This window comes from Bradyrhizobium ingae, assembly GCF_055791185.1.
The window spans coordinates 50,990-75,135 of sequence record NZ_JBVUBB010000020.1; the positions used below are offsets into that span (position 1 = coordinate 50,990).

The following is a 24,146-nucleotide window of genomic DNA, read 5'->3' on the forward strand; positions in this document are numbered from 1 at the left end:
AAAAAGCCTTGGGGATTTCACCACCAAATGGGGGTTTGTGGTGCGCTCGGAGGGACTCGAACCCCCACTCGGTTAAGAACTGCCACCTCAAGGCAGCGCGTCTACCAGTTCCGCCACGAGCGCTTTAAGAAACCGGCTTTGGGCTCGCGCCGGCCGGATCAACCGGCGCCCGATCTAACAAATCCATCAGAGGGCTACAAGCCTGCTGAGGCCGCAAATTCCACAAGCTTCTGAGGAAAATTTGGTCCCTGCCCGTGCCGTTACCGGGTCCCGGGCGAGCGCGGCAGCATCTGCTTGACCTCGACCGCGATCCGGTTGCGGTCGACCAGCACAACGCCGCTGGCAACGGGAAGATTATTGGCCAAAACCTTGACCTCGTCGGCCTCGGTTGCGTCAAGTTCGATGATGGCGCCGCGGGAAAGACGTAATACTTGATGGACTGGCATGGTGGTCGTCCCGAGGACGACCATGAGATCCACGGTTACTTTATCGAGAGTGGGCACGTCAGCACCGCCGCAACTTGAGACACTGCATTTGCACCTGCGATGATCACCACGTTATGGTTAGCCAATGGTTAATAAGCCCGAAAACGACCGCCAAGACCTCGATTTGAGGCCGTTTTCTGCCTCCTCGGGCCAGCCTGTGGAGTGGCAGATCTCGGAGGCCCCGGTGCCATATCCCGAGGCCGTCGCGGCCATGGAGGCGCGCGTGGCCGCGATTGCCGCGGGCGATGCGCCGGAGTTGGTCTGGCTCCTGGAGCATCCTGCGCTTTACACCTCCGGCACCTCCGCCAAGGCCTCCGACCTGCTCGATCCGCGCTTTCCCACCTTCGCCGCGGGGCGCGGCGGGCAGCTGACCTATCACGGGCCCGGCCAGCGGGTGGCCTATGTGATGCTCGACCTCAAGCGCCGCCGGCCGGATGTGCGGGCCTATGTCGCGAGCCTGGAGGAACTGATCCTGCGCACACTCGACGCATTCAACATCCGCGGCGAGCGGCGTGAGGACCGGGTCGGCGTCTGGGTGAAACGGCCAGACAAGGGGCCGGGCCATGAGGACAAGATCGCCGCGATCGGCGTACGACTGAAGCGCTGGGTGTCGTTTCACGGCATCGCCATCAATGTCGAGCCGGACCTGTCGCATTTCTCGGGGATCGTACCCTGCGGCGTCGCCGATCCCCGCTATGGCGTCACCTCGCTGGTCGACCTCGGCCACCTCGTCACGATGGCCGACGTCGATATCGCGCTGCGGCGGGCCTTTGAGGACCTGTTCGGGCCGACGCGCGCGCTGCTGCCGGAGGCCGCGGCTTAAGCAGCCGCGCGCTCCGGCTCGACTTCGAGCTTGCCCGCGATGTAACGCCGCTCCTGGGTGAGGCCGCCGAAGCCGTAGGCGTCGGCTTTGACCTCGTCGACATGCAGATAGGTCTCGCGATGCAGCGGGCCCAAAATCTCGCCCATGCGCTTGAACATCGCGGCGAGATAGGCGGCCTTCTCGTCCTTGGTATTGGTGCCCTCGGAGACGTGGATATCGATCCAGTAGCTCGCGAGCTTCTGCTCGGCGAGAGACCTGCCGCCGGCGAACCAATCACCCGCATCGACCGATTTCACGATGATGGCGGTGACCCTGGGATCCTTGTGCAGGATTTTTGCGGTGAGTTCGGATACGGCGCTTGCGATGTCGGCCTTGAGCGACGGCGACCCGCGGGACGAAGTGTAGGACACGGTGATCAGGGGCATGGTGGTTCTCCTTAAAGCTTCGGCGCAGCTCGGCGCCAGCGTCCATGGAAAACTAGACCCGGCCTCATCATTTTGGTATCTTATCTATATTGATTTCAATGATAATGCTTCATAATGACAACGATGCTCGACATCGCCACGGTTCAAGCCTTCCTGCTGGTCGCCGACCTCCAGAGTTTTACGCGGGCGGCCGAGGTGCTCGGGACGACGCAGGCGGCTGTGAGCCTCAAGCTTCAGCGGCTCGAAACGCTGCTCCGAAAACGCCTCGTCGAACGCTCGCCGCGCGCGGTGAAGCTGACCGCCGAAGGCGTGACGTTCCTGCCGCGGGCACAGGCGCTGATGGACGCCCATGACCGCGCACTCTCGGGCGAGGCGCAGACCGTACAATTGTTGTCGCTCGGCATCTCCGACCACGCCGCGGGCCCCGAGCTGGTGCCTCTGCTGGAACGGTTGCATGCGATGTCCTCGAACCTCACCCTCGCCGTCACCATCGGCTTCTCGCGCGAGATGCTGGAGGCCTATGGCCAAGGCGAGCTCGATGCGGTGATCGTGCGCCAGGAAGGCAGCCGGCGCGGCGGCGAAAAGCTCGCCGAGGACGAGTTCGGCTGGTTCGCAGCACGGCGCTTCACCCTGCCAAAGGGTGAAGCGCTGCCGCTCGCGACACTCGCCCCGCCCTGCGGCGTGCGCGCCATCGCCGTGCGCGCAATCGACAAGGCCGGCCTCGCCTGGCGCGAGCGTTTTGTCGGCGGCGGCGTGACCGCCGTGGTCGCGGCCGCGCTCGCAGGCCTTGCCGTGGCGCCGCTGGCGCGGCGGATCGCTCCGCCTGGATTGGTCGATATCGGCCCGGCGCACAAGCTGCCAAAACTTGGCAAATCGAAGGTGATGCTCCATTCGAAGGTCAGCGATCCCGCCAAGCTCGCCGCACTGCGCACGGTCGCAGCGACGTTTCGCAGCGCCGGCGCGTGAGCATCACAAGATCGCCTCGAACGCACTGCGAAGGGTTTCGTGCCTGAAGACGAAACCGCGGCTCAGCGCCTTGTTCGGCAGCACGCGCTGGCCGCCGAGCAGGAGCTCGTCGGCAAAACCGCCGCCGATCCGGCGGAGCAGGCTTGCAGGAATACGAAACACCGCGGGGCGATGCAGGCAGCGGGCAAGCTCGTCGGTGAACTTTGCGTTGGTGACGGGGATCGGCGCGGTGGCGTTGATGGGGCCGGCGAGATCAGGTGTCGCGATCACATAGGCGATCAGGCGGATGAGATCGTCGCGCTCGATCCAGGACATCCATTGCCGGCCCGTGCCGAGCGGACCGCCGAGGCCGAACTCGAACGGCGTCAGCATGCGCGTGATGAAGCCGCCCTCGGTGCCGAGCACGAGGCCGGTGCGCAGGTAGACCACGCGAACGCCATACTCCTCCGCCGGCCGCGCCGCCTTCTCCCAGGCATCGCACAGCTCATGGCTGAAGCAGGCGTGCGACTTCGCCGATTCCGTCAGCACCTGGTCGGCCCACAGCCCATACCAGCCGATCGCGGAGCCACTGACCAGTACGGCCGGCTTGCGCGCCAGCCGCGCGATCAGCTTGACGACCTCGCCGGTCATGTCGATCCGCGACCTGAGAATTTTTGTGCGCTTCTCCTCTGTCCATAGCCCGTTGCCGATCGGCTCGCCCGCAAGATTGACGATGGCGTCAAGGCACATATCCGACGAAATCTGATCGAGGCTCGTGACCAGCGTCACCGGCGGCGGCAACATCTGAGCCTTCGCCGGATCGCGGATCAGCGCGACGACCTGATGCCCCGCCGCGACCAGGCTTGCCGCGAGCCGGCTGCCAATGAATCCGGTGGCGCCGGTGATCAGCACGGTCTGGCAGCCGGCAAGCTTGTCGACGAGGTCGCGCGCGGGTGCACCGGTCATGCGCTCGAGCCGCCGCGTCACGGCAAAATCGCGCAGGCCGCACAGTGCTGCGCCGATCGCGCAGGCGGTCGCGGCAATGCTCAGCAGGCCATGATAAGCGATCCTCACGCCGAGCGGCTGCATGGCCCAGCCGATCAGGACCGGCAGCAGCAGGACCAGGATGGCTCCGTAGTTGATCGCCAGCAGTGTGTGATTGATGCGCTCGCTCGGCGGCAGCTTGCGGCTCAGATCCTCCTCGACGAAATCCATCAGCGTGATGACGATCTCGGCGACCAGCACCACAACGATGACAACGGCCAGGAGCCCGTGCACCTCGAGCCAGCCGAGCACGAGGAACAGGAGCGCATAGAGCATGTTGCGCACGGCATGGAGTGTCAGCTCGAAACGCTGCGACGGCCGCCAGGCCAGGCGCTCGGTGAACTCGTGGTGATAGAAGGTGTCGAATACCCCCATCACGATCTGGATGGCGATGAGGGTCCACAACAGCGGTGTCATGACACAGCCTCCCTGAACACGGCGGACTGGTGGATCAGCGCGCCGTAACGCGGATGGATGACGTCGAGAGTAAATCTGAAGGCGCCTTCACCGAGATCGCGGTGCGTCACCGTGAGATCGCCGGGCGTCAGCCATTTCGGCAGCGGCAGCCAGAACCGTCCGATCTGCAGCCCGTAGCCGGCACTGCGAAACTCAAGCACCTCGTCCACGACCGCGATGCGCAGCGCCATCGAGACGCCGAAGCCGACATATTCCTCGATGCCGGTCGGCCCCTCAAAGCGCTTGGCGGAGTGGATGACCTGCGGAAAGCCGTTCCGGCGCGCGCAGATGCGCGTCCAGGTCTGGCCGCCGCTCCTCGCGTCCTCCGTGACCGTAACGATCATGGGCACGCCGATGTCGCGACCGGTCGGTAACGGCCCGCCGATCAGGCGCGCTGCCTGCGCAAACCACCAGCCGACATCGCTGAAGCTGACCTCGTCGATGACGCCGACATAGACGACACTGTCGCCGTCGCCCACGCGCTTGGAAAACCGCCGCCAGGTCGCAAGCGGCAGTCGCCCCCAATCCTCATCCGACAACAGCGCGCGGAAGCGATGATCATCGAGGAATTTGGTGTGAGCGGGAGAGAATGCGTGAGAGCCTGGTAATCTTGCCGACGTCATCGCAATCCTCTTCTACGCTATTTGGCCTTACCCAGCGGCAGCAGATTGGCGATCTTCTCGCCAAGCTTCATCAGCGCGATCAGCCTCGGCCGCGGCACCTTCAGCATCTGCATGAACCAGTGGTCGGCGAGCTCGGTGAAGGCGAGCATCTCCTTCAGCCGCTTGGCTGCGACCGGGCTGATCGTCGGATCGTCGGTGGCATCGGAGACACAGGCCCGCAGGGCCGCGACCGCAGGATCGATCTCCCGCTCCTTGCGCCGTGCAGCGATCCGCGCCGCCACTTCCCAGATGTCGGTCTCCGCCTCGAAATGATCGCGGCGATCACCGAGGATCGGCACGCGCCGGATCAAATTCCAGGCCAGAAGCTCCTTGATCGAATTGGAGACGTTTGACCGCGCCATGCCGAGGGTCTCGGCGATATCCTCAGCCGTCATCGGCGCTTCCGCGAGATAAAGCAGCCCATGGATCTGACTGACCGAGCGGTTGACGCCCCACCCGTCCCCCATGTCGCCCCAGTGGAGGATGAAGCGCTCGACGGCGGCGGGCAATTTCTTCTTACCGGTTATTTCTGTCATGACAGAAATATCTGATTGTCGAGGTCGTCTGTCAAGGGCTTTCCGGCGCTGCCTTGCATACTGTTCCCGGCATTTGCCTAAAAAGAGTTCAGGGCCGCGGAACAAAGATCGTGCCGGGACGTTTGTCCCCGTCGAGGCGGGGTCCAGAATGGCGCAAAAGTTCAGGCAACAGAGAGACTTGTTCGATAGCGAGCGCAGTTTCAGGCTGTTGGTTGAGGGAGTTGCGGACTACGCCCTCTATATGCTCGATCCCACCGGCGTCATCACCAGCTGGAACGTCGGCGGTCAACGCATCAAGGGTTACGCGCCCGAGGAGATCGTCGGCCAGCATTTCTCGCGATTCTATACCGAAATCGATCGCGCCAATGGGAAGCCCGCGCGCGCGCTCAAGATCGCGCGGGAACAGGGCCGTTACGAGGAGGAAGGGTGGCGCGTCCGCAAGGACGGCACCTTTTTCTGGGCGAGCGTCGTGATCGATCCGATCTACGAGGACGGCGATTTCGTCGGCTTTGCCAAGATCACCCGTGACATCACCGAACGCCGTAACGCCGCGATCAAGCTCGAGACGATGCAGAAGCAGCTCGCCGAGTCCCAGAAGTTCGATGCGCTCGGCCAGCTCACTGGCGGCGTCGCGCACGACTTCAACAACCTGTTGATGATCATCAGCGGCAGCCTTCATGTTCTCAAGCGGAGCTCCGAGCAGGACGCCAAGCTGGAGCGCGCAATCTCCGCGATCGATACGGCAACGAAGCGCGGCGCCGCGCTAACGGCCCAGCTCCTGACTTTTGCCCGGCGTCAGAGCGTCAATCCCCAAGCGATCCATTTCGGCGAGCGGATCACGGCGATCCGCGAGGTCCTCTATGCCGGCGTCGGCAGCCCTGTGCGGCTCGCTTTCGACATCGACCGCGATGTCTGGCCGATCAGGGCCGACGCGTCCGAGCTTGAGACGGCGCTGCTCAACCTCATGATCAACGCGCGCGACGCGATGCCCGACGGCGGCACCGTGACGATCGGTGCCCGCAACGTGGTGGTATCCGAACAGCTTCACTCCGGCGAGTTCGTGGCCATCAGCGTTGCCGACACCGGGCTCGGCATCCCCTCCGACGTACTTGATAAGATCTTCGAGCCGTTCTTCACGACCAAGCCGGTCGGCAAGGGCACCGGGCTCGGCCTGTCCCAGGTGCACGGCTTTGCCCATCAGGCCGGCGGCACCGTCAAGGTGGATAGCGAGCTCGGCAAGGGCACGACATTCACCATTCTCCTGCCGCGCGAGGCGAGCGAACCACAGCGCGAAACGGCCGCCGCCCCCTCGCGCGGTAGCGGTACCGTGCTGCTGGTCGAGGACAATCCGGACGTCGCGCAGGTCAGCATCGGGCTCCTGGAGCAGCTTGGCTATCAGGTGCGCCGTGTGGCGGACGCCGAGGAGGCATTGCGCGAGATCGAGCATGACGGCGTCGACTTCGTATTCTCCGACATCGTCATGCCCGGCAAGATGGACGGCCTCACCCTCGCCCATCGCCTGCGCCAGATCCGTCCCGGCCTGCCGATCTTGCTCGCGACCGGCTACAGCGACGCCGCAGCCGACGTGCGCGGCGATTTTCCGATCCTGCGCAAGCCTTACGAGATCCACGAGCTCAGCGACGCCATCGCCAAGCTGCCGCGGTGAAACTACACCGTCGGCAAGACCGAGAACGCCTCTCCTGCCCGCCGGAGGTTCAAATCGCCCTCGCTCGCGGTTTCGCTGGTGACGTTGTCGACACGCGAAGACGGCGGACCATGCCGGCACAAGGCGACCATTTCGGCGACGCGGGTCGGCGGCCCCGCAAACAGCGCCTCCACGCTGCCGTCGCGGCGATTGCGCACCCAGCCTTCCAGTCCGCTGGCGCTCGCCTGATATTCGACCCACGCGCGATAGCCGACACCCTGGACGCGGCCGCTGATCATGACCTGGAGGATGGCCCGGCTCATCGCTTCAACCCGAGGAAATCGGCACTGCGTGCCTTCACGTCGGCCTCGCGCATGATCCGGCCGTTCAGCTCCGACGATGCGAGACCTCTGAGGTCTTTTGGCGGCATCCCTTCGCGCAGCGCCTTCAGCGTGTCGTAGACGGCCTGCGTTGCCGCGGCGATCGGTGCGTGGCCTTGCAGCGCGATACGCACACGCTGGGCGGCGAGATAGTCGAGCGCGTTCAACTCGTCCGGCGCCCCGCCCAGCACGATCGGCAACCGCGTGGCCGCTGCGATCGCCTCGAGATCGGCGCGCGCCTTGATACCGGTGAAAAACAAGGCGTCGACGCCGGTGGCCTCATAGGCCTGCGCGCGCCTGATGGTGTCCTCGAGCGAGGTGACCCCGGCAGCGCCGGTACGCCCCATGATCACCAGCGAAGGATCGCTGCGGCCATCGAGCGCCGCTTTCATCTTGCCGACGCCTTCCTCCAGCGAGATGAGCTCCGTCTTCGCTGCGCCAAAGGCCTGCGGCAGCAGCGTGTCCTCGATGGTGAGGCCGGCGCAGCCCGTGGCCTCCAGCTCCTGCACCGTACGACGGACGTTGAGCGCGTTGCCATAGCCATGATCGGCATCGACCAGCACCGGCAATGCGGCGGCACGCGACATCCGCCGCATCTGCTCGGCAAGCTCCGTGAGCGTGATCAGCGCGATGTCGGGATCGCCGAGCACGGCGAGCGAGGCCACCGAGCCGCCGAACATACCCATTTCGAAGCCGATATCCTCGGCGATCCGGATCGAGATCGCATCATAGACCGAGCCGGGACGGATGCAGCCATGCCCGGAAAGAATCGATCGCAGTTTTTCGCGGCGTTGCCGGAAGGCCATGGTGCTTGTCTCAACTGTTGCGACGCAGCCTCAACATTCTCAGTCATTGCGAGCGCAGCGAAGCAATCCAGAATCTCTCCGCAAAAGGCAGTCTGGATTGCTTCGTCGCTTCGCTCGTCGCAATGACGGGTGTCTGCGGGTCCTGCGGAGACCCAACTTACAACCTTACGCAAACTCGAGGATCAACGCGTCTACCGCCAGCGTGGCACCGGCGCTGGCGTGAATCTTCTTCACCGTGCCATCGCGCTCCGCGCGCAGCACGTTCTGCATCTTCATGGCTTCGACGACAGCAAGCGTCTCGCCGGCCTTGATCTCCTGCCCCTCCGTCACCGCGATCGAAACCACGAGGCCGGGCATCGGGCACAGCAGCTTCTTGCCGGTGTCGGAGGCCGCGGTCACCGGCATGAGGCGTGCAGAGGCGGCTTCCGTTTCGGTCCAAACGTAGACCGGCACCTCGACGCCCTGATGGGCGAGCCGCATGCCGTTCGGGATCGGCCTCGTCTGCACGGCGATGAAGTGGCCGTCGATCGTGCCCTGCCAGACCGGATCGCCAGGCTTCCAGGGCGATTCCAGGAGATGTGCGTTGCCGGTCTTGCCGTCGGCATCGAGGAAGCGCACCGCGATCGCCTCGCCTTCGCGTGCGATCTCGAGCGCGATCTCCTCGCGGTCGAGCCACACGGCGCGGCGACGCTCGCGCTGCACGATGCGGCCGCCGAGCTGGCCGGAAATCTGTCGCTTGCGCTCTCCCAACACGTGATCGATGGCGGCACCGACAGCGGCGATCCGTCGCGCGACCTCGCCCTCGGGCACGCGCGCCGAAAAGCCCTTCGGAAACTCCTCGGCGATAAAGCCGGTCGAGAGCCGTCCCTCGCGCCAGCGCGGATGGTTCATCAGCGCGGAGAGGAACGGAATGTTGTGACGGATGCCGTCGACATAGAATGCATCGAGCGCGGTCGCCTGGGCCTCGATGGCCGCAGCGCGCGACGGCGCATGAGTGACGAGCTTGGCGATCATCGGATCGTAGTGGATCGAGATCTCGCCGCCCTCCTGCACGCCGGTGTCGTTGCGCACGGTGATGCCGTCCTTGCTCAGCTCCGCCGGCGGGCGGTACTTCACGAGGCGCCCGATCGACGGCAGGAAGTTGCGGAACGGGTCTTCGGCGTAAAGGCGCGATTCCACCGCCCAGCCCGTCAGCGTCACGTCCTTCTGCGAGATGGCGAGCTTCTCGCCGGCGGCAACTCGGATCATCTGCTCGACGAGGTCGATACCGGTGACAAGCTCGGTGACGGGATGCTCGACCTGGAGGCGGGTGTTCATCTCCAGGAAGTAGAAGCTCTTGTCTTGTCCGGCGACGAATTCGACAGTGCCGGCGGAATCGTAATTGACGGCCTTCGCCAGCGCGACCGCCTGCTCGCCCATCTTGCGGCGCGTGGTCTCGTCGAGCAGCGGCGACGGCGCCTCCTCGATGACCTTCTGGTTGCGGCGCTGGATCGAGCATTCGCGCTCGCCGAGATAGATCACGTTGCCATGCTTGTCGCCAAGCACCTGGATCTCGATGTGGCGGGGATCGACGATGAACTTCTCGACGAAGACGCGGTCGTCGCCGAACGAGGCCTTGGCTTCGGCTTTGGCCAGATTGAAGCCTTCGGCGACCTCGCTCTTGGAATGCGCGATGCGCATGCCCTTGCCGCCGCCGCCCGCGGAGGCCTTGATCATCACGGGATAGCCGATCTCGTCGGCGATGCGCACCGCGTGCTTGTCGTCTTCGATGACGCCGAGATGGCCGGGCACGGTCGAGACCTTGGCCTTGGCGGCGGCCTTCTTGGATTCGATCTTATCGCCCATCGCAGCGATCGCGCCCGGGTTCGGGCCGATGAAGACGATGCCGGCCGCTTCCAGCGCGCGCGGAAACGCCTCGCGCTCGGACAGGAAGCCGTAACCGGGATGCACGGCCTCGGCGCCCGTCTTGCGGCAGGCCTCGACGATCTTCTCGATCACGAGGTAGCTCTCGGCCGCGGCCGGTGGCCCGATCAGGACCGCCTCATCGGCCATCTCGACATGCAGGGCATCGCGGTCGGCCTCGGAATAGACGGCAACCGTCTCAATTCCCATCCGGCGGGCAGTCTTGATGACCCGGCAGGCGATTTCGCCGCGATTGGCGATCAGAATGCGCTTGAACATGCTTTTCTTGGTTCTTCGACCCTGGGCGGGACCCCTCCCTCAACCGTTCGGGCTGATGGGACGAGCCGTGATGTGTCCGTGGTACAGCAAAATGGGCCGGAGGCAACGGCCTAAATCCGCAGCCCGCTCTGGCGTACCAGACACTGCCAGGCAATCCCCCGCCGGCCTTATCGCCTCCTGAAAGCCGGGCTTATCGATCCTCTATCGATTTGCCGGACCTCACCGCGCTGCGCACCAGTTCGTGGACAAAGCCGAGCTTCCCGATTACCGCCGGTGACAGGATGAAGGGATAGAGGTCGCGGGCGCCCATCGCCCGGTTGACGCTATTGATGGCAAAGGTGAAGGGCAGCCATGCCGTGACGAGCTTCTCGACATCGGCCGCCACGTAGGGATTGAAGCGGATCCGCGCCGTCAGTTCGCCGTCGGGGTCGACCCTGGGGCGCACCTCCATGCCGAATTCGGAGGCCATCTCCAGGGTGTCGACGATGTGGAGGTAGTGCGCCCAGGTCTCGGCGAAGTCCTCCCAGGGATGCATGGTCGCATAGGCCGAGACATAGTTCTGCTGCCAGTCTGCCGGCGGCCCCTCCGCATAGTGGCGCTGGAGCGCCTGTCCATAGTCGACCTGTTCGTCACCGAACACCGCGCGGAATTCGTCGAGCTTGCCACCGTCCCGCACCAGCACGTCCCAGAAATAATGTCCGACCTCGTGGCGGAAATGCCCGAGCAGCGTCCGGTATGGCTCGCCCATCTCGAGCCTGCGCCGCTCACGTTCGATGTCGTCGGCTTCGGTAAGCGCGATCGTGATCAGGCCGTTGTCGTGGCCGGTCACGATCCGCTGACCGCTGAAGGGATCATCGGCAAGGAAGTTGAAGATCAGCCCATGCGCGGGATCCTCTGCCCGCGTCGTCAGCGGCAGCTTCCACCGCAAAATCGAATAGAACAGCCGGTGCTTGGCCACCTCCAGCTCGCGCCAGCCGGCAAGCTGTGCCGGATCGGAAAGGTCGGGCACCGTGCCGTTGTGCCGGCAGGCGCGGCAGTAGAGATCGCTGCTGCCGGGCTCGGTCAGCCAGTTGCAGGCGTCGAATTCGGCATTGGCGCACAACATGCGGCCCTTGCCCTTGTCGGCCAGCGTCGTCCAGGCCGTCCCCTCGGGCTCGATCGCGGAAAGCATCTCCTTCTCAGGGAGGAAGGCAACCCGGTGGCCGCAGCGTTCGCAGGCGCGGTTCTCGAAATAGAGAACGTTGCTGCAGGCCTGGCAGACAAACAACTTCAAGGTTTATATCCCCTCGCAGGCATTTCTTGAGCCTATCTCGAACCCATCTTGGGCCCGGCGACGACGCTTCGCGACGTTAATCGTTCCTGCGGGCGGAACAAATTCCTCGGGCGCGACGTTGATCTGTCGTCCACACTTCTCCGACACCATTCTCGCCCTTCAGGCCATTGCAATGGGTAGCCATCGCGCCCGGTCTGTGTGAATATTGCGCAGGCACGTGCATCACAGCGGCCGACCCTTGAACGATCCTTTGCCCGAGACCATCGCCGCCGAAAGGCTGCGCCAGCATCTGGAGGAGATCGCCCGCGAGCGCGACAACGCTTATCGCGCGTTGCAGGAGCGCGAGGCTGAACTTGCGCGCATCCAGCGCATCGCTGGTGTCGGCGGCCTTGAGATCGATTTCCGTGACGGCGTCAGGAACCGCCGTACCCCCGAATATCTCCTGATCCACGGCTTACCGCCGGAGGCGGCCAGCGAGACCTACGAAGACTGGGCCGGTCGCATCCATTTTGAGGACCGCGAGCGGAGGGTCCAGCATCTCTTCGCCATTCTCAAGAGCGAGAGCGAAGATTATTCCGACACCTACCGTATCAATCGCCCCAGCGACGGCGAGGTGCGCTGGATCCGTGTCGTCGGCAAGATCGAGCGCGATGCGGGCGGCCGCGCGGTGCGGCTGCTCGGCGCAGACCTCGACGTCACCGACCAGATGCTGGCGCAGGCGACGCTGCGGGAGAGCGAGGAGCGCTTCCGCCTGATCGCCGACAGCGCGCCGGTACCGATCTGGGTCACCAAGCTCGACCGCAAGCGCTCCTTCGCCAACCAGGCCTATGTCGATTTCCTCGGCCTCCCCTTCGAGGAGGCGATCGATTTCGACTGGCGCAAGGTGCTGCACCCGGACGACCTCCCCCAGGTCCTCCAGCAATCCGTGCAGGGCGAAGCCTCGCTAAAGCCCTTCGTGCTGGAAGCACGCTACAAGCGTGCCGACGGCCAGTGGCGCTGGCTGCGCTCGGAATCGCAGCCGCGCTGGGACCCCAACGGCAAGCATATCGGCTTTATCGGCGTCGCCCACGACATCACCGCCGCCAAGCAGGCCGAGATCGAGCTCCGGCAGCTCAACGAAACGCTGGAGGAGCGCATCATCGAGCGCACCGCGCAGCTCGAAGCCAACGAGGCTCGGCTGCGTGCGATCCTGGAAACCAGCAACCAGTACCAGGGCCTGCTCAACCTCAAAGGCGACGTGCTTTACGCCAACGCGACGGCGCTCGCCGGCATCCGGGCCGCACCACGCGACGTCATCGGAAAGTCGTTCTGGGACACACCGTGGTTCACCGCGACAGAAGGCATGTCGACGATGGTCCGCAATGCCTTCGATACGGTTTTGACCGGCGAAGCGGTGCGAATAGAGATGCTGCTCCGCCTTCCCATCGGCGAACGCTGGTTCGATTTCAGCATCCGTCCCTTGCTCGACCAGTACGGCAAGATCTCCGGCGCCGTGCCCGAAGCCGTCGACATCACCGAGCGCCGCCGCGGCGAGGAGGCGTTGCGCCAGTCGCAGAAGATGGAGGCCATCGGCCAGCTCACGGGCGGTGTCGCGCATGATTTCAACAACCTCCTCACCATCATCCGCTCGGCCACGGACTTCCTGCGCCGGCGCGAGCTGCCGGAAGAACGTCGACGGCGTTACGTCGATGCCATCTCCGAGACGGTCGAACGCGCCTCGAACCTGACGGCACAGCTGCTTGCCTTTGCGCGGCGCCAGCCCTTGAAACCGCAGGTCTTCAACGTCGGCACGCAGGTGGAAAGCGTGGCGCAGTTGGTGCGGCCACTGGTCGGCGGCCGGATCGAGATCGTGGTCGAGGTGCACGATCCCGACTGCTTCACCATCGCCGACATCGCGCAGTTCGAGACCGCGCTGATCAACCTCGCCGTCAACGCACGCGATGCGATGAAGGACGGGGGGCTTCTGACCATCGCGGTCCGCAAGCTCAAGGGCATCCCGGCGTTGCGCACACAATCCGCGCGAGGCGGCGACTTCGTCGCCATCTCGGTCCACGACAACGGCTCGGGGATCGCGCCGGAAAATCTCGAGGCGATCTTCGAGCCGTTCTTTACCACCAAGGAGGTCGGCAAAGGCACCGGGCTCGGCCTCAGCCAGGCCTTCGGCTTCGCAAAGCAGTCCGAAGGCGATATCGCTGTCGAGAGCAGCGTCGGACGTGGCGCAACCTTCACGATCTACCTGCCCCAGGCGCCGAGCCCGACCCTGTCCACGGAGGCAGCATCGTTGATGAGCGAGCCCGCCGCCACGGGACGCGGTTATCGCGTGCTCGTGGTGGAAGACAATGACGACGTCGGCCGCTTCTCCACCGAACTGCTCGAAGACCTCGGCTATGTCGTGCGCCGTGCCGCCAACGCCAACGCGGCGCTGGCCATCCTCGGCGAGAACGAATTCGCCGTCGATCTCGTGTTCTCCGACGTTATCATGCCCGGCATGAACGGCGTCGAGCTCGCCGGCGTGATCCGCGAGCGCTATCCGGGTTTGCCGGTGGTGCTGACCTCCGGCTACAGCAACGTGCTCGCCGAAAGCGCCCACCGCGGTTTCGAGCTGATCCAGAAGCCGTATTCGGTCGAGTCGCTGTCACGCATCCTGCGCAAGGCGATGGCGGAAAAGCTGCCGGTGGCAAGGTAGAGGCCGTCACACACAGTCGTCATCCCGGACAAGCGCAGCGAAGCGGAGCGCAGATCCGGGATCCCCGCGCGAGCGCTCGCGCTCGTCGCGATAACCACAGGGTTGTGTTTGGCGAAGAACGACGACCAGTGTACCTCAAGATGGATTCCGCGGTATGGGTCCCCGATCTGCGCTTCGCTTGTCCGAGACGACGACGGAGCAGTTGGCGCGTCGATTCCGTCCCTAACTTCCGATAAGTTCAGTCAGGTCCCCCATGAAATCCACCCTCCTCTCCGCCTGGCAGATTTGGGCGTTGCTCTCCGCCTGCTTCGCCGCGCTGACCGCGATCTTTGCCAAGGTCGGCGTCGAGAACATCAACCCGGATCTTGCAACCTTCATCCGCACCATCGTGGTGCTGCTGGCTTTCTCCCTGCTGCTGTTCCTCACCGGGCAGTTCGCGGTGCCATCGGCAATCTCATCGAAGACCTGGCTGTTCCTGATCCTGTCGGGCCTTGCCACCGGTGCATCCTGGCTATGCTATTTCCGCGCGCTGAAACTTGGGCCGGCGACGCTGGTCGCGCCGATCGACAAGCTCAGCGTGGTGCTGGTGGCGCTGTTCGCCTTCGCCTTTCTCGGTGAGCGTCCGACCACGCAGGGCTGGCTTGGCATCGCCATGATCGGCGCCGGAGCGGTGCTGCTGGCGATCAAATTGTAACAATGCGCTCGCGCTGATGTGACCGAACCAATCTGCTCCGACATCGGTTTCTCGCAGGGCGAATTCTGCGCCTCGATCGAGAGACCTATGTCGAAGCGCAGTCCCGACCAACAGGTTCAAGCCGGCCGCGCGCTGGATGCGGCGAACTTCTTTCTTGCCGACGTCCGCGACGGGCTTGGGCCGTATCTCGCGGTCTATCTCCTCACCGAGCAGCAATGGGATGAGGCGCGTATCGGCATCGTGATGTCGATCGCGACGATTGCCGGCATTGTCGCGCAGACGCCTGCCGGCGCGCTGGTCGATGCGACCAGGGCCAAACGGCTGGTGATGGTCGTTGCCGCGATTGTGGTGACGGCATGCTCGCTCTTGCTTCCGGTGTGGCCAGGCTTCTTGCCAGTCGCGGTCTCACAAGGGCTGGCACACACATCGGCGGTCGTGTTTCCGCCCGCGATCGCGGCTGTCTCGCTCGGCATCTTCGGCCACCGCGCCTTCACGGCGCGGATCGGGCGCAACGAGACCTTCAATCACGCCGGCAATGCTGTCGCCGCCGCTATCGCCGGCATCGCGGCCTACTGGTTCGGACCGAGCGTCGTGTTCTATCTCATCGCCGCCATGGCGCTCGCAAGCCTCGTCAGCATTCTCTGCATCCCGGAACGCGCCATCGACCACGATCTCGCCCGCGGCCTGCACAATAGCGAGGCAAAAGAAGCCCGCGATCAGCCCTCGGGCTTCAGCGTCCTGCTCACCAGCCGGCCCCTGCTCGTCTTCGCGATCTGCGTCGTGCTGTTCCACCTCTCCAATGCGGCGATGCTGCCGCTGGTCGGCCAGAAGCTTGCCCTCGGGGACAAACATCTCGGCACCAGTCTGATGTCGGCCTGCATCGTGGCCGCGCAGATCGTGATGGTGCCGTTCGCGATGCTGGTCGGCGCGCGGGCCGACCGCTGGGGTCATAAGCCTTTCTTCCTTGGCGCACTGCTGATCCTGCCCATTCGGGGCGCGCTCTATACCCTTTCTGACAACCCGTTCTGGCTAGTCGGCGTGCAACTGCTCGACGGTGTCGGCGCAGGCATCTTTGGCGCGATTTTCCCTGTCATCGTCGCAGATATCATGCGCAACACTGGCCGCTTCAACGTCGCGCAGGGCGCGATCATCACCGCGCAAAGCATCGGCGCGGCCCTGTCGACGACCTTGGCCGGCCTGGTCGTGGTCGGTGCGGGCTATAGCGCGGCTTTTCTCACCCTCGGCGCCATCGCCGCAGTCGGTGCCGTCGTCTGCATCGTCGCCTTCCCCGAGACGCGGTGTCCACAGTCACAACCGCAGGGGAAGACAGCACGGCCGGCTTCGGCTATCGCTGCACAATAACCATCGAGAGAGGACCACATTGCCGATCGCGCCGCATGCTGCCTATTGGGCCTGGAGCATCATCGTGCTTGCGACCGCAGGCGTCATCATCCGCCCCTTTCGCCTGCCCGAGGCAATCTGGGCCGCGGCAGGCGCCGTCGCGCTGGTGCTGTTCGGCTTCCTGAGCTGGCATGACGCGCTGACCGGCGTCGAAAAGGGCATCGACGTCTATCTGTTCCTGATCGGCATGATGCTGATCGCCGAGCTCGCCCGACTCGAAGGCCTGTTCGACTATCTCGCGGCGCTCGCCGTCGAATATGCCCGCGGCTCGCCGCGGCGCCTGTTTCTGCTGATCTATCTCGTCGGCACGCTGGTCACCGTGTTCCTGTCGAACGATGCCACCGCGATCGTGCTGACGCCGGCGGTCTACGCGGCGACCCGTGCCGCCGGCGCGCAGCCGCTGCCCTATCTCTTCGTCTGCGCCTTCATTGCCAACGCCGCGAGCTTCGTGCTGCCGATTTCGAACCCCGCCAACCTCGTCGTGTTCGGCGCGCACATGCCGCATCTGGCCGAATGGCTCCGCCTGTTCGCGCTGCCCTCACTCGCCTCGATCGTGCTCACCTACGTCGTTCTCCGCCTCACCCAGCATCGCGCACTGAAGGAGGACACCCTCGAGCACAAGGTCGCGCACAAGAGGCTCAGCCCTGGCGGCAAGCTGACCGCCATCGGCATTGTCGCAATCGGCCTCGTGCTGATCACCGCGTCGGCGCTCGACAAGCAACTGGGTCTGCCGACCTTCATCTGCGGCGCCGTCACGACCGGCCTCGTCCTGCTGCTCAGCCGTCAGTCGCCCGTACCGGTGCTCAAGCACGTGTCATGGAGCGTACTGCCGCTCGTCGGCGGCCTCTTCGTGATGGTGGAGGCGCTGATCAAGACCGGTGTGATCGGCCATCTCAGCGCGCTGCTGCACGAGGCTGTCGCGCAGTCCGTGCCCAAGGCCGCCTGGAGCGTCGGGATTGCGACTGCAACTGCCGACAACATCGCCAACAATCTGCCGGTGGGGCTCGTCGCCGGATCGATCGTGGCCAGCGACCACCTGCCCACATCGGTCGTCAGCGCCATCCTGATCGGCGTTGACCTGGGGCCGAATTTCTCGATCACCGGCTCGCTCGCCACCATCCTGTGGCTGGTGGCTCTGCGTCGCGAGAAGATCGAGGTCGGCGCCTGGCCGTTCCTCAAACTGGGCCTGCTCGTGACGCCGCCGGCCCTGATCGCGGCACTTGCGGCCGCGATCAGGTGAGCACGGCACTTGGCGTGGTCCGTCAGTCGTTCTCGTAGCCATAGACCTCCGGCAGGATGAAGATCGCGGCAAGCAATCCGATCAGCGGGAAGATCGCGACGAACAGCGTGGCGTTCGCCTGCCCGATCGCCGAGAACAGCGCCGGGAACAGGAAGATCGCCAGGAACGACGGCAGCTTCACGAACATGTAGGCGAAGCCGCTCGCAGTGCCGCGATACTTCGGCCTGGCGACCATGGTCGGGATGGTCATGCAGTTCGAGGCGTCCCAGTAGTGCCCCCACAGCATGCCGGCCGCCGCAAAGGGCAGCAGGATCTTGTTGTCGGTATAGAGCGCGAAGGCCGCGACCAGCAGCGACACCAGCACGATCGAAAAACCCGCGATTGCAATGCCGCGATGGCCGAGTTTCGGCGTCAGCAGCGGTCCGACCCAGCCCGAGAGCCCGGCGAAGCAGAATAGCGCCATCGTCACCAGATTGTTGCCGAGGACGCTGGACACGCCGACCATCACGAACAGGACAGGCAGGTAGAACGCGAAGGTCGAGAACTCGCTGCCTTGCGCGAAGCAGGCGATCCAGCCGTAGATCGTGGCGCGCCAGCGGATCGGATCCTTCCTGAGATCGGCGAGGAACGCGCGGGTGCTGACCTTCGGCACCTCCACGTCCTGGTCCGGCAGTATCGCGAGATCGTCATTGAACATCTCGCGGGCGACCTGCTTGGCTTCGCGGTAGCGTCCCTTCTGCACCAGCCACACCGCCGTCTCCGGCACGTCGTGGCGCATGATCAGGATGATCAGCGCGGGCACCGCACCGAGCCCGAGCGTCACGCGCCACAGCGTCTCGTGCTGCATGTCGATCAGGAGGAAGATGACGATGACGCCGATGGTGAGGACTTCGCCCACCGCGAACATGAACTGCCAGCGGTTGCCCATGACCTCGCGCTCGCCCTTGGCCATGGATTCCATGATGTAAGTGTAGCCGGTCGAGATGTCCGAGCCGAGGGGAACACCGAGCAGGAAGCGGATCACGACGAGCCAGCCGACGCTGGGCACGAAGGCCTGAGCCAGCGCCAATATGATGAACATCACCATCGTGACCAGGAACATCACACGACGGCCGATCTTGTCGGAGAGCCAGCCGCCGAGCAACGCGCCGATCAGGGCGCCGCCTTGCGTGCCGGCCGCGGCGAGACCGAGCATCAAGGGATCGGGATTGTATTGCTCACGGATGAAGATCAGCACGAAGGCGATCGAATAGAGATCCCAGGCCTCGACCAGGATCGAGGCCATCATCAGCCAGCCGACCTTGTTGCCCTTGGGACTATAGTTGGTGATGAGGTAGCGGACCGCGGCCTCGCTCGCAGTCGGTTGTGGCATGGCCATTGTTGACATGTTCTTGTTCTCCCTGAGATTTTCTTATGTGCCGAGCAGCGGCTCGATGCTGCAATCGAGCAGCCGCGGATCGATCCCCGCCTCCATCCCAACGAACATCGCGTCCATGAAGTCGATCAGCGCGTCGCTTGCTTCCACCGCCGCTTCAACGCGGCGATTGGCAATGGCGCTCAAGATATCGAGATGGCGATCGATGGTGCCGGTCATGTCGGCCTGCCCCGGCATGTGGCGGTGATGGATGAAGCCGATGCGACGGTAAAGCGTGTGCAGCGGTCGCATCGTGTGCGCCAGGAACGGTTCGCCCGCGGCCTCCAGGATCAGTGCGTCGATGCGGCGATCGAGGCTGTTGAAGTCGTCGAGCGACAGCCTGTCCCGACGCTCGCGCAGCGCGCGCTCGATATGAAGGGCTTGATTGCGATGAGAGAGGCTGGCGCGATCGGCCGCAAGGCGGATCACGAAGCGTTCCATGTCGCGGCGCAGCCCCAGCAGCATGCGCTCGCGTGCCAGATCGATCGGTGCGACCTGAAGGCCATGACGGGGGCGGATGATGATGAATGTGTCGGCGGCAAGCGTGTTGACGGCGTGGTGCACCGGTGTGCGGCCAAAGCCCGTGATGTGCTGCAATTCGAGCATGGTCAGGAACTGTCCCGGCCGCAGCTCGCAATTGACGAGCAGATCCTCGATCTTCTGATAGGCCAGTTCGACGAAATTGACGCGATTGCGCCGGCCGATTGCGCCTTGTCTCTCTGGATTGACCAGTTCGAGCGCGCGCTTGCGCCGCACCATGTTGTCCTCCCATCGACCCCGCCTCGTCCCCGGGCCGGATCGCATCTTGTTTGTGACGAGCATAAACATGTTGTGATATATTACAAGCGGGCGTAAAACTGCGTTCCGAGCCGGGGCATCGGCGGCCCAAGGTACAGTCAAAGCAAAAACAACAAGACGGGCGCTCGCCGCGCCCCTCGACGGGAGGACGTTGCCGTGAAAATCACGTCGATCGAGACGTTGCGCACCGAGGAATTCGCCAATGTGATCTGGGTGCGTGTGCACACCGATGCCGGGGTCATCGGCCTGGGCGAGACCTTCTATGGCGCGGGCGCCGTCGAAGCTCAGATCCACGACACTTTTGCCGGCCGACTCCTCGGACGCAATCCCCTCCACATCGAGGCGATCCATCGCGACATGCTCAATCTGCCGATGGCGCAGTCCTCGACCGGGGTCGAATATCGCGCGGCGTCCGCAATCGACATTGCGCTGTGGGACCTGTTCGGGAAGGTCTGCGGCCAGCCCGTGCACCAGATGCTCGGCGGCCTCTGCCGCGACAAGCAGCGCATCTACAACACCTGCGCCGGCACCAAATATGTCCGCTCCACCAACATCCGCCCGGTCTCGAACTGGAATCTCGGAGAGGTGCAAAGTCCCTATGAGGACCTCGACGCCTTCATGAACCGCGCCGACGCGCTGGCCGAAAGCCTTCTGGAGAGCGGTATCTCGGCGATGAAGATCTGGCCGTTCGACCCGGCCGCGCAGGAGAACAACGGCCTCTTCATCACCGCGGCCCAGATGAAGCAGGCGATCGAGCCCTTCGAGAAGATCCGCAAAGCCGTCGGCGACAAGATGGAGATCATGGTCGAGCTCCATTCGCTCTGGAATCTGCCCACCGCAAAACAGATCGCGCGGGCGCTCGAGCCCTACAAGCCGACCTGGTACGAGGACCCGATCCGGATGAACTCGCCGCAGGCGCTTGCCGAATATGCGCGCTCGACCGACGTCTGGGTCTGCGCCAGCGAGACGCTCGGCTCGCGCTTCCCCTACAAGGACATGCTCGACCGCGACGCCATGCATGTCGTGATGGCTGATTTGTGCTGGACCGGCGGCCTCACCGAGGGCCGAAAGATCGCGGCGATGGCGGAGACCTATCACCGCCCCTTTGCACCGCATGATTGCATCGGCCCGGTCGGCTTCATTGCCGCGATCCATATGTCGTTCAGCCAGCCCAACACGCTGATCCAGGAATCAGTGCGCGCCTTCTACAAAGGCTGGTACAATGAACTCGTCACCACGATGCCCGTGATCAAGGACGGCTACGTCTTTCCGATGGAAGGTCCCGGTCTTGGCGTCGATCTCCTGCCTGCGGTATTCGACCGGTCCGATCTCACCGTGCGCCGCTCCAACGTTTGAGGATTCCTAGATGAGCACCACCTTGTTCGATCTCACCGGCCGCACCGCGCTCGTCACCGGCTCCTCCCGCGGGCTCGGGCGCGCGATTGCGGAAGGCCTGGCGAAGGCCGGCGCCAAGCTGATCATCAACGGCGTCGATCCCAAGCGGGTCGAGCAGGCAGTCGCCGAATTCCGCGCCGCCGGGCACAAGGCCGAAGGCGCCGCCTTCAACGTCACCGATGAGCCCGCGATCGTCGCCAGCTTCGAGCGCTTCGATCGCGAGGGGCTCGCGGTCGACATCCTCGTCAACAATGCCGGCATCCAGCACCGCAAGCCGCTGGTCGAGTTCACCACCGACGAATGGCGCAAGGTGATCGAGACGGATCTGACCAGCGCCTTCGTGATAGGCCGCGAGGCCGCCAAGCGGATGATCCCGCGCAAGCACGGCAAGATCATCAACATCGGATCGCTCGGCAGCGAGCTGGCGCGGCCGACGATCGCGCCCTACACCGCAGCCAAGGGCGGCATCAAGAATCTCACCCGCTCGATGGCGGTGGAATGGGCCCAGCATGGCATCCAGGCCAACGCGATCGGCCCGGGCTATATGCTGACCGACATGAACGAGGCACTGGTCAACAACGCCGATTTCAACAATTGGCTGATGGGGCGTATCCCCTCCAAGCGCTGGGGCAAGCCCGACGAGCTGGTGGGCGCCGCGGTCTTCCTCGCCTCCGACGCCTCGACCTATGTCAACGGACAGATCATCTATGTCGATGGCGGCATGATTGCCGCGATGTGATCGCGCCCCATCACTGAAAGAGCTGAAGGAGTAACGCCTATGCGTGCCGTCGTCATCCACGCACCGAAAGACCTGCGGATCGACAGCTATCCGGATACGGCGCCCGCATCCGGCGAGGTCCGCGTCAAAATCGCCAACGGCGGCATCTGCGGCTCCGACCTGCACTATTATCACCATGGCGGCTTCGGCACCGTGCGGATTCAGCAGCCGATGGCGCTGGGCCACGAGATTGCCGGCGTCGTTGCGGCGGTCGGTGATGGCGTCACGCATGTAAAGCCTGGCACGCGTGTCGCGGTCAATCCGAGCAAGCCGTGCGGGCAGTGCCTGCATTGCCAGGAAGGCATGCGCAACCAGTGCCTGGACATGCGCTTCATGGGCAGCGCGATGCGCAATCCCCACGTCCAGGGCGGCTTTCGTGAATACGTCACGGTCGACGCCGCACAAGCCGTGCCGATCGCCGAAAAACTGTCGCTGGCGGAAGCCGCGATGGCGGAGCCGCTCGCAGTGTGCCTGCATGCCGGCAAGCAGGCCGGTCCCCTCCTCGGCAAGCGCGTGCTGATCACCGGCTGCGGCCCGATCGGCGCGCTGATGATCCTGGTGTCGCGCTTCGGCGGCGCCGCCGAGATCGTGGTCACCGACGTGGCCGACGCGCCGCTGGCGATCGCCAGGAAGCTCGGCGCGACGCATGCCATCAACGTTGCGAACAATGCCGCGGCGCTCGATCCCTGGCGCGCCGGCAAGGGCGTGTTCGACACGCTGTTCGAGGCGTCCGGCAACCAGGCGGCGCTACGCACCGCGCTCGACTTGCTTCGCCCCGGCGCGACCATCGTGCAGCTCGGTCTCGGCGGCGAGATGACGCTGCCGATCAACTCCATCGTCGCCAAGGAGCTGCAGCTCCGCGGCACCTTCCGCTTCGATCCGGAGTTCGAGCTGGCGGTGCGGCTGATGGGCGAAGGCCTGATCGATGTGAAGCCGCTGATCTCGGCATCGCTGCCGTTCGAGAACGCGGTCACAGCCTTCGAGCTCGCCAGCGACCGCTCTCAGTCGATGAAGGTGCAGCTCACGTTCTGACGCCTACTGGCCCTCGATCAGGCGGTCGCTGACCAGCCGCACGGCGCCGCGATTCCAGGAATAGTCGGCGCCCATGCGCAGGCCGCTGTCGCCGCGCGCGACAACCTGGCCGGTCCTGATGTCGCGGACCTGGAATCCGATCGTATATTCGGTGCGGCTGACCCGCCGTACCACACCTATCAGTGATTGGTCCGCCCCGAGCTTTCCGGCGATGTCTGCCTCGCAGCCGCCGCAGTCGCGCAGCGCATGACGCGTCACGGCCTCCCCGCTCGCGCCGCTGACGTCGATCAGACGGTAGCGGCCGGATTGCGCGAGGCGATCGCGCACGCCGTTCGTGACCTCGGCCAGATGTGCGGCATCCGCCTCGCTCAGGCCCGCCATGGGTGCGGCCGTGGTGTCCTCGAGCTCGAAAGCGAACACCGCAAGCGCGACTGTCGATGGGCGCGCAAGTGCTTCGATCACCTCACGGGAGACGAACGCCTCGGCGCGATCCCAGGCCTCGTCATTGTCGCCGCGGAAAGTGTAGAGCTTCTCGAACACGACCTTTTTGGCGTCGACATCGATCACCGCCACCCTCGCCCACTGCACCAGCGTGCTCGTCTTCTGGACGCCGCCGACGACCTTGAATTTGGCATCGGCCTGCCCCGCGGGCGCGAGCCGATAGCGCTTGTCCGCCTCGACGTCCCGCCGCAACGCGACCATGAACGCCTTGAGCCGCTTCTCGTGGGCGGCGGTCTGGTCGACCGGCTCGCCGGACGTGTCGAGGTAGCCGAAATCCTCGATGGCGACACCGATCGGTGCTGCCGCAGCAGCCTCGGTGCCCGCACTTGCCGGACGGACATCCAGCAAAACAGCGAGAAGAAAAACAGAGAGGATCAACCGGGAGAGGAGCATGTGCGGGCCTCGCGTGATCGAGCGGACCCGAAAATTTAGGCCTGACGCCTCGGACCGCGCACCCGCTCCGGTCCCGTCGACCGCCGGGAAAATTTCACGACTGTGCTCCGGGACCGCAGCGGGTGCTTTCCGCCGCTGGCGTTCTGCCGTTTA

General features: G+C 64.6%; 22 protein-coding genes and 1 tRNA gene. 10 read left to right on the plus strand and 13 right to left on the minus strand.

Translation table 11 applies throughout. The features are described from left to right. Positions 1–38: 38 nt before the first annotated feature. Together ACV1FX_RS25555 and ACV1FX_RS25560 are read right to left on the minus strand one after the other, a co-directional pair. Positions 39–123: transfer RNA gene (locus ACV1FX_RS25555), tRNA-Leu, on the minus strand. A gap of 137 nt (positions 124–260) precedes the next feature. After that, positions 261–503, minus strand: a complete 243-nt coding sequence (locus tag ACV1FX_RS25560; protein ID WP_166819394.1) for a FliM/FliN family flagellar motor switch protein — start codon at positions 501–503, stop codon at positions 261–263. 67 nt (positions 504–570) lie between these two features. On the opposite strand from ACV1FX_RS25560, the gene lipB reads away from it, so the two are divergent. After that, positions 571–1,308, plus strand: a complete 738-nt coding sequence (lipB, locus tag ACV1FX_RS25565) for a lipoyl(octanoyl) transferase LipB (protein WP_473120339.1) — start codon at positions 571–573, stop codon at positions 1,306–1,308. Here the strand turns inward: lipB and ACV1FX_RS25570 are convergent. After that, entirely contained in the window at positions 1,305–1,733 is a 429-nt protein-coding gene (locus tag ACV1FX_RS25570; protein ID WP_473120340.1) for a tautomerase family protein, read from the minus strand. The genes lipB and ACV1FX_RS25570 overlap by 4 nt on opposite strands. Before the next feature lie 114 nt (positions 1,734–1,847). Between ACV1FX_RS25570 and ACV1FX_RS25575 the strand changes: the two genes are divergently transcribed. Beyond that, the gene (locus ACV1FX_RS25575) at positions 1,848–2,699 is read left to right on the plus strand and encodes a LysR family transcriptional regulator (RefSeq protein WP_473120341.1); all 852 of its coding nucleotides are present in this window, start codon (positions 1,848–1,850) and stop codon (positions 2,697–2,699) included. A 3-nt stretch (positions 2,700–2,702) separates the two neighbouring features. On the opposite strand, the gene ACV1FX_RS25580 is transcribed toward ACV1FX_RS25575, so the two are convergent. From ACV1FX_RS25580 to ACV1FX_RS25590, 3 genes are read right to left on the minus strand one after another with little or no spacing between them, the layout of a single operon-like run. Continuing rightward, positions 2,703–4,139, minus strand: a complete 1,437-nt coding sequence (locus tag ACV1FX_RS25580) for a TIGR01777 family oxidoreductase (RefSeq protein WP_473120342.1) — start codon at positions 4,137–4,139, stop codon at positions 2,703–2,705. Beyond that, complete coding sequence (locus tag ACV1FX_RS25585) at positions 4,136–4,801, minus strand: DUF4166 domain-containing protein (protein WP_473120343.1); 666 nt, start codon at positions 4,799–4,801, stop codon at positions 4,136–4,138. Before ACV1FX_RS25585 ends, ACV1FX_RS25580 begins: the two co-directional genes overlap by 4 nt. Positions 4,802–4,818: 17 nt before the next feature. Then, positions 4,819–5,376, minus strand: coding sequence for a GbsR/MarR family transcriptional regulator (locus ACV1FX_RS25590; RefSeq protein ID WP_473120344.1), 558 nt, complete (start codon positions 5,374–5,376; stop codon positions 4,819–4,821). 148 nt (positions 5,377–5,524) lie between these two features. On the opposite strand from ACV1FX_RS25590, the gene ACV1FX_RS25595 reads away from it, so the two are divergent. Continuing rightward, the gene (locus ACV1FX_RS25595; protein WP_473120345.1) at positions 5,525–7,042 is read left to right on the plus strand and encodes an ATP-binding protein; all 1,518 of its coding nucleotides are present in this window, start codon (positions 5,525–5,527) and stop codon (positions 7,040–7,042) included. A gap of 2 nt (positions 7,043–7,044) precedes the next feature. On the opposite strand, the gene ACV1FX_RS25600 is transcribed toward ACV1FX_RS25595, so the two are convergent. The 4 genes from ACV1FX_RS25600 to ACV1FX_RS25615 all read right to left on the minus strand — a co-directional run bounded on the left by ACV1FX_RS25600 (position 7,045) and on the right by ACV1FX_RS25615 (position 11,661). After that, on the minus strand, positions 7,045–7,344 hold the full coding sequence (locus ACV1FX_RS25600; RefSeq protein ID WP_473120346.1) for an acylphosphatase: 300 nt from the start codon (positions 7,342–7,344) through the stop codon (positions 7,045–7,047). Next, entirely contained in the window at positions 7,341–8,207 is an 867-nt protein-coding gene (locus tag ACV1FX_RS25605) for an isocitrate lyase/PEP mutase family protein (protein WP_473120347.1), read from the minus strand. The genes ACV1FX_RS25600 and ACV1FX_RS25605 overlap by 4 nt, the downstream gene beginning before the upstream one ends. A gap of 165 nt (positions 8,208–8,372) precedes the next feature. Continuing rightward, positions 8,373–10,388, minus strand: coding sequence for an acetyl-CoA carboxylase biotin carboxylase subunit (locus ACV1FX_RS25610; protein WP_473120348.1), 2,016 nt, complete (start codon positions 10,386–10,388; stop codon positions 8,373–8,375). 190 nt (positions 10,389–10,578) lie between these two features. Then, positions 10,579–11,661: a zinc-binding metallopeptidase family protein gene (locus ACV1FX_RS25615; RefSeq protein ID WP_473120349.1), complete on the minus strand. Its 1,083-nt coding sequence runs from the start codon at positions 11,659–11,661 to the stop codon at positions 10,579–10,581. Between the two features lie 238 nt (positions 11,662–11,899). On the opposite strand from ACV1FX_RS25615, the gene ACV1FX_RS25620 reads away from it, so the two are divergent. From ACV1FX_RS25620 to ACV1FX_RS25635, 4 genes are all read left to right on the plus strand, one after another. Continuing rightward, positions 11,900–14,347 carry a PAS domain S-box protein gene (locus ACV1FX_RS25620; RefSeq protein WP_473120350.1) on the plus strand — a complete coding sequence of 816 codons (2,448 nt, stop codon included), beginning with the start codon at positions 11,900–11,902 and terminating at the stop codon, positions 14,345–14,347. 253 nt (positions 14,348–14,600) lie between these two features. After that, complete coding sequence (locus ACV1FX_RS25625; protein WP_473120351.1) at positions 14,601–15,041, plus strand: EamA family transporter; 441 nt, start codon at positions 14,601–14,603, stop codon at positions 15,039–15,041. A gap of 87 nt (positions 15,042–15,128) precedes the next feature. Next, positions 15,129–16,403, plus strand: coding sequence for an MFS transporter (locus ACV1FX_RS25630; RefSeq protein ID WP_473120352.1), 1,275 nt, complete (start codon positions 15,129–15,131; stop codon positions 16,401–16,403). Between the two features lie 25 nt (positions 16,404–16,428). Then, positions 16,429–17,682 (plus strand): arsenic transporter, encoded by a 1,254-nt coding sequence (locus ACV1FX_RS25635; protein ID WP_473120409.1) that lies wholly within the window; start codon positions 16,429–16,431, stop codon positions 17,680–17,682. A 22-nt stretch (positions 17,683–17,704) separates the two neighbouring features. On the opposite strand, the gene ACV1FX_RS25640 is transcribed toward ACV1FX_RS25635, so the two are convergent. Both ACV1FX_RS25640 and ACV1FX_RS25645 read right to left on the minus strand, forming a co-directional pair. After that, positions 17,705–19,069 carry an MFS transporter gene (locus ACV1FX_RS25640; RefSeq protein WP_473120353.1) on the minus strand — a complete coding sequence of 455 codons (1,365 nt, stop codon included), beginning with the start codon at positions 19,067–19,069 and terminating at the stop codon, positions 17,705–17,707. A 24-nt stretch (positions 19,070–19,093) separates the two neighbouring features. Beyond that, positions 19,094–19,855 carry a GntR family transcriptional regulator gene (locus ACV1FX_RS25645; protein WP_473120354.1) on the minus strand — a complete coding sequence of 254 codons (762 nt, stop codon included), beginning with the start codon at positions 19,853–19,855 and terminating at the stop codon, positions 19,094–19,096. Between the two features lie 195 nt (positions 19,856–20,050). On the opposite strand from ACV1FX_RS25645, the gene ACV1FX_RS25650 reads away from it, so the two are divergent. From ACV1FX_RS25650 to ACV1FX_RS25660, 3 genes are read left to right on the plus strand one after another with little or no spacing between them, the layout of a single operon-like run. Next, positions 20,051–21,250, plus strand: a complete 1,200-nt coding sequence (locus ACV1FX_RS25650; protein ID WP_473120355.1) for a mandelate racemase/muconate lactonizing enzyme family protein — start codon at positions 20,051–20,053, stop codon at positions 21,248–21,250. 10 nt (positions 21,251–21,260) lie between these two features. Then, positions 21,261–22,028, plus strand: coding sequence for an SDR family oxidoreductase (locus ACV1FX_RS25655; RefSeq protein ID WP_473120356.1), 768 nt, complete (start codon positions 21,261–21,263; stop codon positions 22,026–22,028). A 39-nt stretch (positions 22,029–22,067) separates the two neighbouring features. Beyond that, positions 22,068–23,099, plus strand: coding sequence for an L-idonate 5-dehydrogenase (locus tag ACV1FX_RS25660; protein WP_473120357.1), 1,032 nt, complete (start codon positions 22,068–22,070; stop codon positions 23,097–23,099). 3 nt (positions 23,100–23,102) lie between these two features. Here the strand turns inward: ACV1FX_RS25660 and ACV1FX_RS25665 are convergent, their stop codons facing one another. After that, positions 23,103–23,993 carry a DUF3280 domain-containing protein gene (locus tag ACV1FX_RS25665; RefSeq protein ID WP_473120358.1) on the minus strand — a complete coding sequence of 297 codons (891 nt, stop codon included), beginning with the start codon at positions 23,991–23,993 and terminating at the stop codon, positions 23,103–23,105. Between the last annotated feature and the right edge of the window lie 153 nt (positions 23,994–24,146).